At 72.9% G+C, this 15,989-nt stretch carries 10 protein-coding genes and 1 pseudogene; 4 read left to right on the top strand and 7 right to left on the bottom strand.

Annotated features, from left to right (window positions below; all coding sequences use genetic code 11):
- Positions 1-206: 206 nt before the first annotated feature.
- Entirely contained in the window at positions 207-3,509 is a 3,303-nt protein-coding gene (locus tag ABEB07_RS28815; RefSeq protein WP_345671025.1) for a S8 family serine peptidase, read from the top strand.
- Between the two features lie 110 nt (positions 3,510-3,619).
- On the opposite strand, the gene ABEB07_RS28810 is transcribed toward ABEB07_RS28815, so the two are convergent.
- Both ABEB07_RS28810 and ABEB07_RS28805 read right to left on the bottom strand, forming a co-directional pair.
- Positions 3,620-4,435 (bottom strand): hypothetical protein, encoded by an 816-nt coding sequence (locus ABEB07_RS28810; RefSeq protein ID WP_345671024.1) that lies wholly within the window; start codon positions 4,433-4,435, stop codon positions 3,620-3,622.
- A gap of 1 nt (position 4,436) precedes the next feature.
- Entirely contained in the window at positions 4,437-4,973 is a 537-nt protein-coding gene (locus ABEB07_RS28805; RefSeq protein ID WP_345671023.1) for an RNA polymerase sigma factor, read from the bottom strand.
- 374 nt (positions 4,974-5,347) lie between these two features.
- Here ABEB07_RS28805 and ABEB07_RS28800 point away from each other — a divergent pair, with 374 nt between their 5' ends.
- The 3 genes from ABEB07_RS28800 (at position 5,348) to ABEB07_RS28790 (ending at position 10,903) form a co-directional block, all read left to right on the top strand.
- Positions 5,348-6,364 (top strand): aspartate-semialdehyde dehydrogenase, encoded by a 1,017-nt coding sequence (locus ABEB07_RS28800; protein WP_164585694.1) that lies wholly within the window; start codon positions 5,348-5,350, stop codon positions 6,362-6,364.
- 137 nt (positions 6,365-6,501) lie between these two features.
- Positions 6,502-9,078 carry an aminopeptidase N gene (gene pepN / locus ABEB07_RS28795; protein ID WP_345671021.1) on the top strand — a complete coding sequence of 859 codons (2,577 nt, stop codon included), beginning with the start codon at positions 6,502-6,504 and terminating at the stop codon, positions 9,076-9,078.
- 226 nt (positions 9,079-9,304) lie between these two features.
- On the top strand, positions 9,305-10,903 hold the full coding sequence (locus ABEB07_RS28790) for an IS1634 family transposase (RefSeq protein WP_345671020.1): 1,599 nt from the start codon (positions 9,305-9,307) through the stop codon (positions 10,901-10,903).
- 20 nt (positions 10,904-10,923) lie between these two features.
- On the opposite strand, the gene ABEB07_RS28785 is transcribed toward ABEB07_RS28790, so the two are convergent.
- The 5 genes and pseudogenes from ABEB07_RS28785 to ABEB07_RS28765 form a co-directional block, all read right to left on the bottom strand.
- Positions 10,924-11,670 carry an SAM-dependent methyltransferase gene (locus ABEB07_RS28785; RefSeq protein WP_176148976.1) on the bottom strand — a complete coding sequence of 249 codons (747 nt, stop codon included), beginning with the start codon at positions 11,668-11,670 and terminating at the stop codon, positions 10,924-10,926.
- Positions 11,671-11,777: 107 nt separating this feature from the next.
- Positions 11,778-12,233 (bottom strand): ATP-binding protein, encoded by a 456-nt coding sequence (locus tag ABEB07_RS28780; protein WP_345671052.1) that lies wholly within the window; start codon positions 12,231-12,233, stop codon positions 11,778-11,780.
- A gap of 23 nt (positions 12,234-12,256) precedes the next feature.
- Positions 12,257-13,168, bottom strand: a complete 912-nt coding sequence (locus ABEB07_RS28775) for a LysR family transcriptional regulator (RefSeq protein ID WP_176148978.1) — start codon at positions 13,166-13,168, stop codon at positions 12,257-12,259.
- Positions 13,169-13,334: 166 nt separating this feature from the next.
- Positions 13,335-14,273, bottom strand: a pseudogene (locus ABEB07_RS28770) (DMT family transporter); the annotation flags it as partial.
- Positions 14,274-14,387: 114 nt separating this feature from the next.
- Positions 14,388-15,845, bottom strand: coding sequence for an FAD-dependent monooxygenase (locus ABEB07_RS28765; RefSeq protein WP_345671018.1), 1,458 nt, complete (start codon positions 15,843-15,845; stop codon positions 14,388-14,390).
- Positions 15,846-15,989: the final 144 nt, after the last annotated feature.

Raw genomic sequence — 15,989 nt, 5'->3', positions numbered from 1 at the left:
CGCCGGCCGGTATCGGCGCTTTCGTGCGGGAACGTCCTCGGTGGCGCATGGCGGAAGTACGCCATGGGTCCATCCCGCCACGGTCAACTCTCCACAAACATCTCCCCCTTGGGTAAAGCTGAGCGATCGTCCGGCTCCGAAATCCGGACGTCCGCGATCGAACCCGATCGCACCTCGCCTGGTTCCTTTATCTGCAAGGGATGCCGATGACCCCCGACTCCCCGCGCGCCACCGGCGCGAGACGCCTGGCCCGCATAGCCGTGGCCGCCGGCGTGGTGGCCGCGCTCGCCGCGGCCGGACCGATACCCCTGGCCGTCGCCGCGCAGGGCGACGGCCCCGCGCCCGCCGACCCGGCCGTCAAGTCGGCCGGCGCCAAGCTCGGTTCGGACGACGCCGACCTGCTCGCCGCCGCCAAGGCCGACGGCGCCAAGAACGTCACGATGATGATCGCGACCGCGCCGGGCCAGACCGAGCAGGTCGCCCAGCAGCTGGACGCGGTCAAGGGCGGCTCCGTGGGCCGCGCCTACGACGAGGTCGGCTACGTCCGCGCCACCGTGCCGACCGCCAAGGCGGACTCGGCGATCGCCGCCGCCGAGAAGCTGTCCTCCGTGCACGCCATCGACCTGCGGCAGGAGATCCAGCTCGACGACCCGACGCCGGCCGGGGACACCGCCAAGGGTGCGAGCGCCAAGAAGAGCGCCGCCTACCCGGCGCCGGACAAGAAGACCCCGGCGGAGAACCCGTACAACCCGTCCTTCGAGACGGGCGCCGTCGACTTCGTGAAGCAGAACCCGAAGGCGGACGGCCGCGGTGTCACCATCGGCATCCTCGACTCCGGCGTGGACCTCGGCCACCCGGCGCTGCAGAAGACCTCCACCGGCGAGCGCAAGATCGTCGACTGGGTGACCGCGACGGACCCGATCCTCGACAGCGACGCCACCTGGCGCCCGATGGTCACCGCCGTCTCCGGACCGCAGTTCAGCTACGGCGGCCAGACCTGGAAGGCCCCGGCGGGCTCGTACCAGATCGGCACGTTCAAGGAGTCCGCGACCACCGGCGGCGACGCCAAGGGCGACGCCAACCGCGACGGCGACACCACCGACTCCTGGGGCCTCCTCTACGACGCGGCGGCCGGCACGGTCCGCGTCGACCTGAACAACAACAACGACTTCACCGACGACACGCCGATGAAGCCGTACAAGGAGGACCACCAGGTCGGCTGGTTCGGCACCGACGACCCGAAGACCGACGTCGCCGAGCGGCAGCCGTTCGTCGTGCAGATCCGCAAGGACGTGCCGATGGACCCCTACGGCGGCTCCTGGGTCGGCCAGAAGGCCGACTTCGTCAACATCGGCGTCATCGAGTCCGAGCACGGCACCCACGTCGCCGGCATCACCGCCGCCAACGGCCTGTTCGGCGGGAAGATGAACGGCGCGGCCCCGGGCGCGAAGATCGTCTCCTCGCGCGCCTGCACCTGGACCGGCGGCTGCACCAACGTCGCGCTCACCGAGGGCATGATCGACCTCGTCGCCAACCGCGGCGTGGACATCGTCAACATGTCCATCGGCGGTCTGCCGGCGCTCAACGACGGCAACAACGCGCGCGCCGAGCTGTACACCCGCCTGATCGACACCTACGGCGTCCAGCTGGTGATCTCCGCGGGCAACTCCGGCCCCGGCGCCAACACCATCGGCGACCCCGGCCTGGCCGACAAGGTCGTCTCGGTCGGCGCGGCGATCTCCAAGGACACCTGGGCGGCCAACTACGGCTCCGAGGTGACGACGAAGTACCAGATGATGCCGTTCTCCTCGCGCGGCCCGCGTGAGGACGGCGGCTTCACGCCGACGCTGACCGCGCCCGGCGCGGCCATCAACACCACCCAGACCTGGCTGCCCGGCTCCCCGGTCGCCGAGGCGGGCTACTCCCTGCCGGCCGGCTACTCGATGCTCCAGGGCACCTCGATGGCCTCCCCGCAGGCGGCCGGCGCCTCCGCGCTGCTGCTGAGCGCGGCCAAGGAGAAGGGCGTCGACCTCACCCCGGCCGTCCTGCGCACGGCGCTCACCTCGACCGCCGACCACATCAAGGGCGCGCAGCCCTATGAGGAGGGCGCGGGCCTGATCAACGTCGTGGACGCCTGGAAGTCGATCCGCAAGGGCGCCTCCGCGCACGACTACACCGTCAAGGCCCCGGTCGACACCGCGATCGACAACGCGCTGAAGACCCCCGGCTTCGGCACCGGCCTCTACGACCGCGAGGGCGGTCTGAAGGCCGGCCAGAGCAGGACGTACGACATCACGCTGACCCGTACCTCCGGCCCGGACAAGGCGCTGCGGCACGAGCTGCACTTCGAGAACAACACGGAGGGCACCTTCCGGATCGTCGGCTCCGACGAGGTGAAGCTGCCGCTGAACCAGCCGGTGACCGTCAAGGTGCGCGCCACCCCGAAGGCGGCCGGCCTCAAGAGCGCCATCCTCGAACTCGACGACCCGCGGACCGAGGGCGTCGACCGGCAGATCCTCACCACGGTCGTCGCCGCCGAGCCGGTGCACTACACGTACGCCGCCGCCGGCAGCGTGCAGCGCAACAGCACCAAGTCGTACTTCGTGACCGTGCCCGAGGGCGCCAAGTCGCTGGAGGTGGCCATCGGCGGGCTCAAGGACAAGAGCCAGACCCGGTTCATCGCCATCCACCCCTACGGCGTCCCGGTGGACAACACCTCGACCCCGTACTGCTACGTCAACTACCTCGACGGCAACGGCTGCAAGCCCGACGTCCGCTCCTACGCCGACCCGCAGCCGGGCGTGTGGGAGATCGAGGTCGAGGCGCGCCGCACCTCGCCGCTGCTCGACAACCCCTACCAGCTGGACGTCACCGTGCTCGGCGCGGCGTTCGACCCGGCGACCGTGACCGTCCCCGAGGCGAAGGTCGGCGTCCCGGCCACCGCCTCCTGGAAGGTGACGAACGCCTACGCGGCGCTGGACGGCAAGCTCGTCGGCGGTCCGCTGGGCTCGGCGAAGTCCGCCCGGCCCACCGTCAAGGCCGGTGAGAAGCAGACCACGACGGTGACCGTGCCCGAGGGCGCCAAGTCGCTGGACGTCGCGATCGGCAACGTCTCCGACAAGTCGGCCGACCTGGACCTGACGGTCTACGACGCCAAGGGCGCGCAGGTCGCGCAGTCCGCCGACGGCGACTCGGAGGAGGCGGTCTCGGTCGCCAAGCCGGCCGCCGGCGTCTACACGATCGAGGTCGCCGCCTACTCGGTGCCGTCCGGTTCGACCGAGTACGACTACCGGGACGTGTTCTTCTCCGCCGCGCTCGGCGCCGTCACGGTCGACGACGCCACGCCGGTGAAGCTGGGCACGGGCGCCACGGCCACGGTGTCCGGAACGGTCACGGCGGCCGCCGCCGCGCCCGAGGGCCGCGAGTTCTTCGGCCAGGTGCAGCTGGTGAACGCGCGCGGCACGGTCGCGGGCCTCGGCAGCGTGCGGATCGAGAAGGTCGTGCAGTAGCGCGCGGCGCGTCGACACGGCTGGTGTGAAGGGAGGCGGGCGTCCCATGGGCGCCCGCCTCCCGGCGTCGGCGGGCCGGCGTCACTCCTCGCGGTGTCGGTTAAGCGGTCTCAGTCGCAGGTCATGGCGCGGGACTCCGGCAGCGCGCGGGCGATGCGGTCCCGTTGCGGGGCGATGACCCGCTCGCCGGTCAGCCAGACGTCTGCCTCGGCCGCCGTGCGGGGGACGCCCACGAGCACGTGGTCGCCCGTGCCGAAGCCCAGGGGGCCGGTCAGGGTGACGACGGCCTCCTTCACCGGCCGGTCCGCCTTGTACAGGCGGGTCACCCGCAGGGTGACCCGGGCCCGGGCGGTGCCGTCCTGCGGGGCCACCCGCGTCACGTCGCCCTCGGCGACGAGCCGGGCGCAGGCGAGGTAGCCGGGGTCCGCGAACGCCTCCGCCGCGCCCGCCCCCTCGCCCGCACCTGTCTCGCGGGACCGCGCCTTGCCGGAGTCCGCCTCGCCCCCGCTCGCCTTGTCGGAGCTGCTCGCCGCGCCGTCGCCCGCGCCGCCCTGCACGGCGAGCCACCCGAACCCCAGCAGCGTGGCGGCCACCCCGGCCGCGACCAGCCCGCCCAGCACCGCGGTCCGCGCGCGCCGCGCCCTCCCGGGCGACCGCCGAGGCCGCCGAGCGGGGCCGCCGGGGGCGGAACGCGGCGCAGGGTCCGCGCCCGGCTCCGTGCCCAGCTCCGCGCCCGGCTCCGTGCCCGGCTCCGTCAAAGCGTCCGCCAGCAGGTGCAGCTGGGTGCGGAGGGTCGCGAGGTCGGCGCGGGCCGCCCGGTACTCGGGGAGGTAGGCGGGGTCGTCGGGCGCGGGCCGCGGCGGTTCGTCCAGGATCGCGGCCAGCAGCGGGTCGACGCCGTCACGGGGTTCGCGTTCGGCCGTCACGTCACACCACCTCGTTCTCGTGCAGCCGGGCCCGCAGGGCGCGGACGGCGGTGTGCAGCCGGCTCTTGACCGTGCCCTCCGGCACGCCGAGCTGCTCGGCGATCTCCCGCACCGGCAGGTCGGCGTAGAAGCGCAGGACCAGGACCTGGCGCTGCGGGCCCGGCAGCTCGTCCAGGCCCTGGGCGACGGCGAGGGAGAGCAGCCGGGTGTCCTCGCCGCCGGCGGCGTGCTCGGGCGGCCGCTGGGCGGCCAGGCGCTCCCCCAGCCGGTCCCGGCGGTGCCGGGCTCGGTGCCAGTCCATGGCCAGGTGGGAGGCGACGACCGCCGCCCACGCGGAGACGTCCCGCGGCGCCTCCTGGCCGCTCGCGGCGCGTTCCAGCAGCCGCAGGCGGACCTGCTGCACCCCGTCCGGCAGGTCCGCCTGCGGTACGCCGCCGAGCGCGAGCACCGCCCGCACCCGGCGTTCCTGGGCCGCGTCCAGCGGATCGCCGCCGCCGTGGTCCCGCTCCCGGCCGCGTCGCGTCCTTCCGCGCAGCACAAGCCCTCCCCTCCCCCGCTTCAGTCCTACGACGCCGACGGCGCGCGAAACGTTCACCGCGGGGCCGAGGAGACCCGGCGCCGGGCAGAGGCGTGCGTCACATCGCCGTATGAGGTGGCCGCGGGCGGGCAGGCACGCGGCAGCACAGCTTGCGGTACCAGGGCCCCGGCGGGTGAATTCCTCCAGCTCGACGGGGGTGCGCGCCGCAGTTCCGCAGGCGGTGTGCGCGCCGGTCCCGTCCCATTCCTCGGGCTCGGTGCGCGAGGAACGGGGAAGAACGTAAAGAATTGGACACGTGGGTCGGGGTCGGCCGCATGATGGAAAGCGCCTCGACCGAGCGCACAGCACCTACAGCACACGCAGAGGGAGACACCGTGAGGGTCGGAATCGTCGGAGCCACCGGTCAGGTCGGCACGGTCATGCGCAGGATCCTCACGGAGCGCGACTTCCCGGTCACCGAGCTGCGCCTGTTCGCCTCGGCCCGCTCGGCCGGCACGGTGCTGGACGGCGTGACGGTGGAGGACGCCTCGACGGCCGACTACAGCGGCCTGGACATCGTGCTGTTCTCGGCGGGCGGCGCGACCTCGAAGGCACTGGCCGAAAAGGTCGCCTCGCAGGGCGCCGTGGTGATCGACAACTCCTCGGCCTGGCGGCGCGACCCGCAGGTGCCGCTGGTGGTGTCCGAGGTGAACCCGCACGCGATCGCCGACCGCCCCAAGGGCATCATCGCCAACCCGAACTGCACCACGATGGCCGCGATGCCGGTGCTCAAGCCGCTGCACGCGGAGGCCGGCCTCGAAGCGCTCGTCGTCGCGACCTACCAGGCCGTGTCGGGCTCGGGCCTGGCCGGCGTCGCCGAGCTGCACGGCCAGGCGCAGAAGGTCGTCGCGGACGCCGACCGGCTGACCCACGACGGCGCGGCGGTGGACTTCCCCGAGCCGGCCGTCTACCAGCGCCCCATCGCCTTCAACGTGCTGCCGCTGGCCGGCAGCATCGTCGACGACGGCCTGAACGAGACAGACGAGGAGCAGAAGCTCCGCAACGAGTCCCGCAAGATCCTGGAGATCCCGGAGCTGAAGGTCTCCGGCACCTGTGTGCGCGTGCCGGTCTTCTCCGGCCACTCCCTCCAGGTCAACGCCCGCTTCGCCGGTCCGATCAGCGTGGAGCGCGCCACCGAGCTGCTGGCCGGCGCGCCCGGCGTCGCCCTGTCCGAGATCCCGACCCCGCTCCAGGCGGCCGGCCAGGACCCGTCCTACGTGGGCCGCATCCGCCGCGACGAGACGGTCGAGCACGGCCTCGCGCTGTTCATCTCCAACGACAACCTCCGCAAGGGCGCGGCGCTGAACGCGGTGCAGATCGCGGAGCTGGTGGCGGCCGAGCTGAGCGCGTGACGCGGAGCCGGGCCGCGTAGGGCCGCGCGGGCACGCGTACGGGGGACGGGCGGTCGCCGCGAGGCGGTGACCGCCCGTTCGCACGCGGCGCGACGTGGAAGGATGACCGCACCCACACATCACGAGGAGATGACCGCGTGCCTGGCACAAACCTGACTCGCGAAGAGGCGCGGCAGCGGGCGAAGCTGCTCACCGTTGACTCGTACGAGATCGATCTCGACCTCTCCGGCGCGCAGGAGGGCGGCACCTACCGGTCCGTGACCACGGTGCGCTTCGACGTCGCCGATGACGGTGCCGACTCCTTCATCGACCTGATCGCCCCGGCCGTCCACGAGGTCACCCTCAACGGCGACGCGCTCGATGCGGCCGAGGTCTTCCAGGACTCCCGGATCGCCCTGCCCGGGCTGCTCTCGGGCCGCAACATCCTGCGGGTCGTCGCGGACTGCGCGTACACCAACACCGGTGAGGGCCTGCACCGCTTCGTCGACCCGGTCGACGACCAGGCCTACCTCTACACGCAGTTCGAGGTGCCGGACGCCCGCCGGGTGTTCGCCTCCTTCGAGCAGCCGGACCTGAAGGCCACCTTCCAGTTCACCGTGAAGGCGCCCGCCGGCTGGACCGTCGTGTCCAACTCGCCGACGCCCGAACCCGAGGGCGACGTCTGGACGTTCGAGCCGACGCCGCGCATCTCGTCGTACATCACGGCGCTGATCGTGGGCCCGTACCACTCGGTGCACAGCGTGTACGAGAAGGACGGCCAGTCGGTGCCGCTCGGCATCTACTGCCGGCCCTCGCTCGCCGAACACCTCGACGCGGACGCCGTCTTCGACGTCACCCGGCAGGGCTTCGACTGGTTCCAGGAGAAGTTCGACTACGCCTACCCGTTCGCCAAGTACGACCAGCTGTTCGTGCCGGAGTTCAACGCCGGCGCGATGGAGAACGCGGGCGCGGTCACCATCCGCGACCAGTACGTCTTCCGGTCCAAGGTGACCGACGCGGCGTACGAGATGCGGGCCGAGACGATCCTGCACGAGCTGGCCCACATGTGGTTCGGCGACCTGGTCACCATGGAGTGGTGGAACGACCTGTGGCTGAACGAGTCGTTCGCCACCTACACCTCCATCGCCTGCCAGGCGCACGCCCCCGGCTCGCGCTGGCCGCACTCGTGGACCACGTTCGCCAACTCCATGAAGACGTGGGCCTACCGGCAGGACCAGCTGCCGTCCACCCACCCGATCATGGCCGAGATCAACGACCTGGACGACGTCCTGGTCAACTTCGACGGCATCACCTACGCCAAGGGCGCCAGCGTCCTCAAGCAGCTGGTGGCGTACGTCGGCATGGACGAGTTCTTCCGGGGCGTGCAGGCGTACTTCAAGCGGCACGCGTTCGGCAACACGCGCCTGTCCGACCTGCTGGGCGCGCTGGAGGAGACCTCCGGGCGCGATCTGAAGACGTGGTCGAAGAAGTGGCTGGAGACGGCCGGCATCAACGTCCTGCGCCCGGAGATCGAGACGGACGCCGAGGGCGTCATCACCTCGTTCGCCGTCCGCCAGGAGGCGCCCGCGCTCCCGGCCGGCGCCAAGGGCGAGCCGACGCTGCGTCCGCACCGCATCGCGATCGGCCTGTACGACCTGGACGGGAACGGCAAGCTGGTGCGCGCCGAGGACGGCCGGATCGAGCTGGACGTGGACGGCGAGCTGACCGCCGTGCCGCAGCTGGCCGGCCGGCGCCGCCCGGCGGTCGTCCTGCTCAACGACGACGACCTGTCGTACGCCAAGGTCCGGCTGGACGAGGAGTCGCTGGCGTTCGTCACCGAGCACCTGGGCGACTTCGCGTCCTCGCTGCCGCGCGCCCTGTGCTGGGCGTCGGCGTGGGACATGACCCGCGACGGCGAGCTGGCCACCCGCGACTACCTGTCGCTGGTGCTGTCCGGCATCGGCAAGGAGTCCGACATCGGCGTGGTGCAGTCGCTGCACCGCCAGGTGAAGCTGGCCGTCGACCTGTACGCCGACCCGGCCGCCCGCGACACGCTGCTGACCCGCTGGACCGACGCGACGCTGGCGCACCTGCGCGCCGCCGAGCCGGGCAGCGACCACCAGCTGGCCTGGGCGCGCGCCTTCGCGGCCACCGCCCGCACGCCCGAGCAGCTCGACCTGCTGAACGCGCTGCTGGAGGGCTCGCAGACGATCGAGGGCCTGGCCGTCGACACGGAGCTGCGCTGGGCGTTCGTGCAGCGGCTGGCGGCGGTCGGCCGGTACGACGAGACGGAGATCGCCGGCGAGTACGAGCGGGACAGGACCGCGGCCGGTGAGCGGCACGCGGCCACCGCCCGCGCCGCCCGCCCGACCGAGGAGGCCAAGGCGGAGGCCTGGGCGTCGGTCGTCGAGTCGGACAAGCTGCCGAACGCCGTGCAGGAGGCGGTCATCGCCGGCTTCGTCCAGACCGACCAGCGCGAACTGCTGGCGCAGTACACCGACCGGTACTTCGAGGTGCTCAAGAGCGTCTGGGAGTCCCGTTCGCACGAGATCGCCCAGCAGATCGCGGTCGGCCTGTACCCGGCGGTCCAGGTCGAGGAGGACACCCTGCGCCGGACGGACGCGTGGCTGGCCGCCGCGGAGCCCAACGCGGCCCTGCGCCGCCTGGTCTCCGAGTCCCGCGCGGGCATCGAACGCTCCCTGAAGGCCCAGACGGCGGACGCGGCGGCCAAGTAGCCGCTGCGCGGTACGACACGAGGGGCGCCCGGCTTTCCGCCGGGCGCCCCTGCCTATGCCCGCGCCGTGCCTAGACCCGTACTTCGCAGGTCGTTGATTCGGATGATCTGGTCGTCGGAGCGGTGTCCGAAGCCGGTGCGGTCGCGTTGGGTTGGGTGTGTCGATGACTTCCCGGTCCCCGCGGCCACGGTCTGAGCGTCAGCGCCTGGAGTGCGTGGTGACGTCCGTGGTGGAGAAGCGCCTGGGCGCTCTGCCTGTCGCTGCCGAGTTTCTGCACCGGCTGGACGTGGCCGGGATCGTCGACGGGCTGTGCCCTTCCGCGGCGAGTGCGCACCTGACGCACGGGCAGGTGATCGAGGCGTTGGTCGCGAACCGGCCCACCTCGCCGATGCCGCTGCTGCGGGTCGGGGACTGGGCCCGGGTGTGGGCGGTGGAGGAGGTGTTCGGGGTGGAACCGGCCCTGCTCAACGACGACCGGCTGGCGCGGGCCCTGGACGCGATCGCCCCGCATCTGGAACAGCTCGCCGGCACGGTCGGCGCGCGGGCGATCGCGGAGTTCGGGATCGATGTGAGCAGGTGCCACTGGGACATGACCAGCATGTCTGTGCACGGCGCCTATGTGGAAGAGGGCCAGGACGACCGGTTCCCGGTCATCAAGTATGGGCATCCCAAGGACCGCCGTACCGACCTGAAGCAGATCCAGGCCGGGATCGCGGCCACCGGTGACGGCGGGATCCCCGTGCACGCGCGGGTCTTCGACGGCGGGGCGGCCGAGGTCAGCCAGGTGGTCGGCGCGATGAAGGATCTGCGGAAACTCGCCGGCGAGCAGGAGTTCCTGATGGTCGCGGACGCCAGGCTGGTGTCGTATGCGAACATCGCCGCCCTGCTCGAAGCCGGGGTCCCGTTCATCGCCCCGGTGCCGGCCGCCCAGGTCAAGGACGGGGTCTATGCCGCCCTCGACCTGGAACAGGCGGTGGTCGTGGACTGGGTTCCGCAGCGGGATGCCGGCAAGGACCCGGCCGAGCGGGAGGTCTACCGGGTGCCGGAAGACGTCCACACCCTGGCGGGCCCGCGCAAGCGCGATCCGGTCCTCACCCTGCGGCGGATCCTGGTCCACTCCACCGCGAACGCCGCCGGCCAGCAGGCCGCCCGCGCCAAACGCCTGGCCAGGGCGGCCGAGGAGTTGGACAAGCTCGCATGCGCCGCGGGCGGGCGGCACTACAAGACCGCCGAGAAGGTCGCCGCCCGCGCCGGGGTGATCGCCGCCAAGCGCCGCGTGACCGCCTGCCTGCGCTGGCACGTGCACCAGGACGACGCCGGCCTCCCGTCCCTGGAATGGGGCTTCGACCAGGACGTCCTCGACGCCGAAGCCAAGGCCGACGGCTGGTACGCGCTGATCACCCCGCTCCCGGCCGAGCAGGCCGACCCCGCACAGGTCCTGATCCAGTACAAGGGCCAGGGCACGGTCGAACGCCGCTACGCTGACTTCAAAGGCCCGCTCGCGGTCACCCCGGTCTTCGTTCAGCACAACCGCCGCGCCGCCGCCCTGGTCCAGGTCATCTGCCTGGCACTGCCGGTCTTCTGCCTGATCGAACGCCAGGTCAGACGGGCCCTGGGACTGGAACAGACCATGGCCGGGCTCTACCCGGACAACCGCCGGGTCCGGCCCACCGGCCGGATGATCCTCCACCACCTCGGCGAGCTCAACCTGCGGATCGGGAACATAACCGACCCGCCGACGGTGCAGATCACCCGCGGCGTCCAACTCCACCTCCTCGAACTCCTCGGCATCGAAGTCACACAAACCCGCTGGCCACAGACCTGAATCGGCGACCAAGTACGGGACTAGGACGCCGTCGCCCTGACCTGCAACGTCACGAACCCGAGCGTCCCCCGGTACCCGCGCAGCCACTCGTCCCGATGAGTGCGGGCGATACCCAACACCTCGGCCGCGTCCGGGTGTTCGCGGTGGTCGAGCGCCCAGCGCGACAGCGATCCGGTCCACGACCACTCGTACGCGTCCCACTCCTCCAACGTGCTGACATGCCCGTACACCGGCGTCCAACCCGCCGCTGAGACCCGCTCGACGGTCGTGGCGAGGTCGGTGTACTCGTCCGCCTCGAACCCGGCGGCCAGCGTCTCCGGCCCCGGCTCGCGCTCCCAGAAACCATCGCCGACGAGCACACTGCCGCCGGGCGAGAGATGGCCGCGCGCCGCTTCCAGAGCCGGCAGCAGCCCGCCGAACGCGTGCGTGGCCCCGACGCACAGCACCAAGTCGTACGACTGCGGCACCTCGAACGCCGTCGCATCCCCGGTGTGCAGCGTCAGCCGGTCGCCGAGGCCCGCCGCGTCGGCCGCCGCGCGCCCCTTGGCCAGGGCGGACTCGCTGAGGTCGACCCCGTCCGCCCGCAGGCCGGGGCGCCCGGCCAGCGCACGCACCAGCCAGGCCGCCTCGGCACACCCGAGATCGAGTACCCGCTCGTCCCCCCGGGGCAACGCCCGGTCGAGCAACGTACGGACGGAGCCGTCGGACAGCGGCGCCGCGATGGGATGGTCGACGTGGGCGAGGGTGCTGACGAGGGAGCGTTCCATGCCGAAGCATCCTGCCCGCACGGAGCCGTTCGGGGCGCGCGATTTTCTGGCCGGTCCCAGCAACCCCCGGCCGAGGGATCCGATTCAACGACCTTCGAAGTACGGGCCTAGAGCACTCGGTCGGCGGCCCGGGTGCGTTCGGAACCAACCGCGGCGACTCCCGGGATGACCGTGCTCGCGGTGTGGGCTTGGAACACGGCCCAGACCGTCTTGCCGGGGCTGTGCCGGATCACGCCGAAGTCATCGGCCAAGGCCGTCACGAGATGCAGCCCCCTGCCCCCGCAGTCCAAAGCCCTTGCCCGTGTCACCTGCGGGCGGCCATCGCCGCTGTCCCGCACCTCGATGCGCACCAGGCCGCTGTCGCCCGTGAGCGTCACGCAGAACTCACGGCCACGCGGCACGCCGTGCAGGAGGGCGTTCGTAGCCAACTCCGAGACACAGAGACGGATGTCGTCGTGTCGGTCGCGATAGCCCCACTCTTCCAGGATCGCCAAGGCGAACGCTCGCGCGGCCGCGACAGATCTGGACGACCGGGGGAATCGTTGTTGGCGTGACAAGGGCATGGTGAACCACCGCCAATACGAGTTCACGGCCGAGTGATCGACTCCGCCGCCGTGCTGCGCAGGGCTGCCAGGAAGTTCGCCAGGGCGGGCGCCTGTTCGGAGCCCTTGCGGAGGGCGGCGACGACGTGGCGTACGGGGCGGTCGGAGGTGAGTTCGCGCATGGCGACGCCGTCGCGGCGGGCGGCGGCCATGCGGGGGACGAGGGCGACGCCCATGCCGGCCTCCACCAGAGCGAGGATGGCGGTCCAGTCCGAGGCGGAGTGGGCCTGATGGGGGCTGAAGCCGGCCGCCTCACAGGCGCGGCGGGTGATGTCGGACCAGGGGCCGCTGCCGCCGAAGATCCAGGGTTCGGCGGCCAGATCGGTGAGGCCGAGGGCCGAGGCGCCGGCCAAGGGGTGGTCCGGGGGCAGGGCGACGTCCAGCGGGTCGGACAGGAGCGGAAACCGGGTGAAGCGGGGGTCGGCCGCGGTCGGGGCCTCGGCCGCGAGGGAGAGGGCGATCTCCACCTCCCCGTCGGCCAGCGATTCGAAGGCTTCGGCAGCCTCCAGCTCCCGGACGCGCACGGACACGCGTGGGCAGGACTCCCGTAGCGCTCGTACGGCCGGTACGACCAGGGCGGGTACCGCTGTGGAGAACGCGCCGACGCGTACCTCACCCGCCTCCCCCCGCGCGTACGCCGCGAGCGTCGCGTCCGCCCGCTCCAGTTCCTCGAAGACCGCGTCCGCGTGGCGCAGGACCAGGCGGGCCGCGTCGGTGAGGCGTACGCGGCGGCCCTGGGGCTGGAGGAGGGGGACGCCCAGTTGGCGGGCGAGGTTGGTGAGTTGCTGGGAGACCGCGGAGGGGGTCATGTGCAGGGCCTCGGCGGTCGCGGTGACGGTGCCCCGCTCGTCCAGCGCGCGCAGGATCCGCAGCTTCCTCAGGTCCCACTCGGCCATGCGGGCACGCTACCGGACGTCACCGCGCCCTGCGGTCGGAGCCGGAGCCGGAGCCGGAGCCGGTGCTCGCGCCCCCGCCCGTGCTCGCACCGGCACCGGCACCGGCACCGGCACCCGCACCCGCACCCGCACCCGCACCCGCACCCGCACCCGCACCCGCACCCGCACCCGCACCCGCACCCAGGATGACGCCGCCCAGGATCAGGGTCATGGCCAGGGCCTGGGGCAGGCCGAGGGACTCGCCGAGCAGGGCCCGGGACAGCAGGGCCACCAGGACCGGCTGGAGGTAGTAGACGAGGCCCGCGCGGGCGGCGCCGATCAGGGCGATGGCCCGGTTCCAGGCGAAGAAGGCGACCGCGGAGGAGGCCACGCCGACGTACAGCAGTGGCAGGACGGTAGCGGGAGCCGGGCGGAAGCCGCCCTGGACGGCGAGGCTCGCGGCCTGGAGCGGCAGCAGCAGGACGGCGCCGACGAGGAACGTCGTGAACAGGAAGGCGACGCCGTCCAGTTCGGCGGGGCGGCGGCGCAGCAGGGCGCTGTAACCGGCGAAGCTGGCGGCGGCGGCGATCATCCACAGGCCGCCGGTTCCTGGGCCCGCCCCGCCGCCCGTGCCCAGGGTCAGCAGCAGCACGCCGGCGCAGGCGGTCAGCAGTCCGGCGGTGCGGCGCGCGCCGAGCCGCGTCCCGCCCAGCCGTTCGAACACCGCCATCAGGACCGGGGACGCCGCCATGATCAGGCCCATGGTGGCGGCCGGGGTGGTCAGTCCGGCCTGGTTGACCAGGGTGTTGTAGACGGCCACGCCGAGCAGCGAGGCGAGCAGCACGTAACGGCCGTGGCGGCGGATCAGGCGCCGCTGCCGCCAGGCCCGGCGGGCGCCGAACGGGGCGACTGCGGCGAGCGCGATCACCCAGCGCCAGAAGGCGTGCTGGATCGGCGGCACGCTGTCGTGCAGCGCGCGGGAGGTGACGAAGCTGCCGGACCAGACGGCCGTGGCGAGGGCGGCGAGGGCCAGTCCGAGCACCGCGGCCCCGCGGGGGCGACGGGGTCGTGCGGGGGAGGCGGGGGATGTCGTGGGTGTGGTGGTCCTGTTCAGGACGGCGGCCACAGGGGTCCTTTCGCCGGGGCGGTGCGGGTGGTTTCCCCTCACCGTCGCAGCGGGCGACCCGTCAGGTCCATCGCTTCTTTTCGACGCCTTCTTTCAGCGGAACTGAAAGGTCGCTCAGCCCACGTGCGTGGCGAGCGCCGCTTCGATCTCCGTGGAGTCCGCCGTGTCGGCCGCCCAGGCGGCGTAGCCGTCGGGGCGGACCAGGAGGGCGGTGCGGCGCTCGCTCGCCCAGCGTTCGGCGGTCAGGCGGCCGGTGCGGTCGCCGACGTCGTGGGCGTAGGGGGCGACGAGGACGAAACGGCCGCCGCGCAGCGCCTCGTACAGGCGTCCGCCGCCCGCGAGGGCCAGATCGGGCACCCGGGCGCCGACCAAGGGGTGGGCGCCCCGGGGAGCGGCGTACCGGTAGCCGATGCCGGTGATCTGGCCGGCCACCCGGCGGCGGACCGGGCGGATGCGGCCGAGCGCGGTGATGAGCGCGCCGCGCGCCGCCCGGGCCCCGGGGCGGTGGGCCATCGCCAGGCGCAGGATGCCGCCGCTGCTGCGCAGCACGGAGCGGCCCACCGGGTGGCGTTCGGCCTGGTAGGTGTCGAGCAGCGCGTCGGGCGCGTGGCCGGTGAGCACCTGGGCGAGCTTCCAGCCGAGGTTGGCCGCGTCCTGGAGCCCGGTGTTCATGCCCTGCCCGCCGGCCGGGCTGTGCACGTGGGCGGCGTCGCCGGCGAGCAGGACGCGGCCGACGCGGTAGGCGGGCGCCTGGCGTTCGTCGCTGTGGAAGCGGGACAGCCAGCGGGCGTCGTGCATGCCGAAGTCGCGGCCGAGGGCGCGGCGGGTGATCTCCCGGACCTCCGCCAGCGTGGCGGGCTCGTGGTCGGGCAGGTCCCGGTCCCGGCGCCAGCCGATGACCCGGTGGTAGCCGTCGCCGAAGGGCGCGAGGAAGGCGAAGGCGTCGCCGACGGCGTTCGCGGTGAGCACCGTCTCGGGCGGCTCGGCGAGCCGTACGTCCGCGAGCACCACGGACCGGATCACCGACCGCCCCGGGAACGGCAGTCCGACCGCCTCGCGGACGGCGCTGTGCATCCCGTCCGTGCCGACGGCGTAGGCGGCCCGGAAGGTGGTGGGGCGGCCGTCGGGGCCGCGCGCCTGGACGGTCACCCCGGTCTCGTCCTGGGTCAGGCCGGTCACCTCCGTCTCGTGGCGGAAGTCCACGCCGGCCTTGACCGCGCGCCGCTCCAGCGCCTCTTCCACCTCGTACTGCGGCAGGATCAGGACGTGGGCGAACCGGGAGGGCAGGGCGGCGAGGTCGATGCCGAGCCGGCCGAAGAGGTCGAGGCGTTCGAGGGGGCGGCCGACCGCCTCCAGTTCGTCGGCAAGGCCGCGCGCGTCGAGCTGTTCGAGGGAGCGGGCGTGCAGGGCGAAGGCGCGGGAGAGGTTGCTGATCCGGTGCGGCCGCTTCTCGACCAGGGTGACCGGGACGCCGGCGGCGGCGAGGTCGCCGGCCAGCAGCAGCCCGGTGGGGCCGGCGCCGACGACGAGCACGGAAGCGGTGGGTCCGGGACGAGCGGTGGTGCCGGTCATGGGGTGCCTCCTGGGAGCCGACTGCCGAGGGCGCCGGTCCACCCTCGTGGTGCGGCGCCCGCCGGGTCAATATGCCCCGTCCGGCCCGTCGCCGCTCCTCCGGAACGCACCGAGGGCGCCGGTCCCGCGTCCCGTACGGCGTGC

Origin of the sequence: Streptomyces similanensis (assembly GCF_039543625.1) — a bacterium.
Lineage (GTDB): Bacteria > Actinomycetota > Actinomycetes > Streptomycetales > Streptomycetaceae > Streptomyces > Streptomyces similanensis.
Note: the sequence above shows the minus strand (reverse complement) of the source record. Positions and strands in the feature narration are given on the sequence as shown.

Coding starts and splice junctions, on each gene's coding strand:
- ABEB07_RS28815 (WP_345671025.1), top strand. CDS start 207: ATGACCCCCGACTCCCCGCGCGCCACCGGCGCGAGACGCCTGGCCCGC.
- ABEB07_RS28785 (WP_176148976.1), bottom strand. CDS start 11,670: ATGGAACGCTCCCTCGTCAGCACCCTCGCCCACGTCGACCATCCCATC.
- ABEB07_RS28780 (WP_345671052.1), bottom strand. CDS start 12,233: ATGCCCTTGTCACGCCAACAACGATTCCCCCGGTCGTCCAGATCTGTC.
- ABEB07_RS28775 (WP_176148978.1), bottom strand. CDS start 13,168: ATGGCCGAGTGGGACCTGAGGAAGCTGCGGATCCTGCGCGCGCTGGAC.
- ABEB07_RS28765 (WP_345671018.1), bottom strand. CDS start 15,845: ATGACCGGCACCACCGCTCGTCCCGGACCCACCGCTTCCGTGCTCGTC.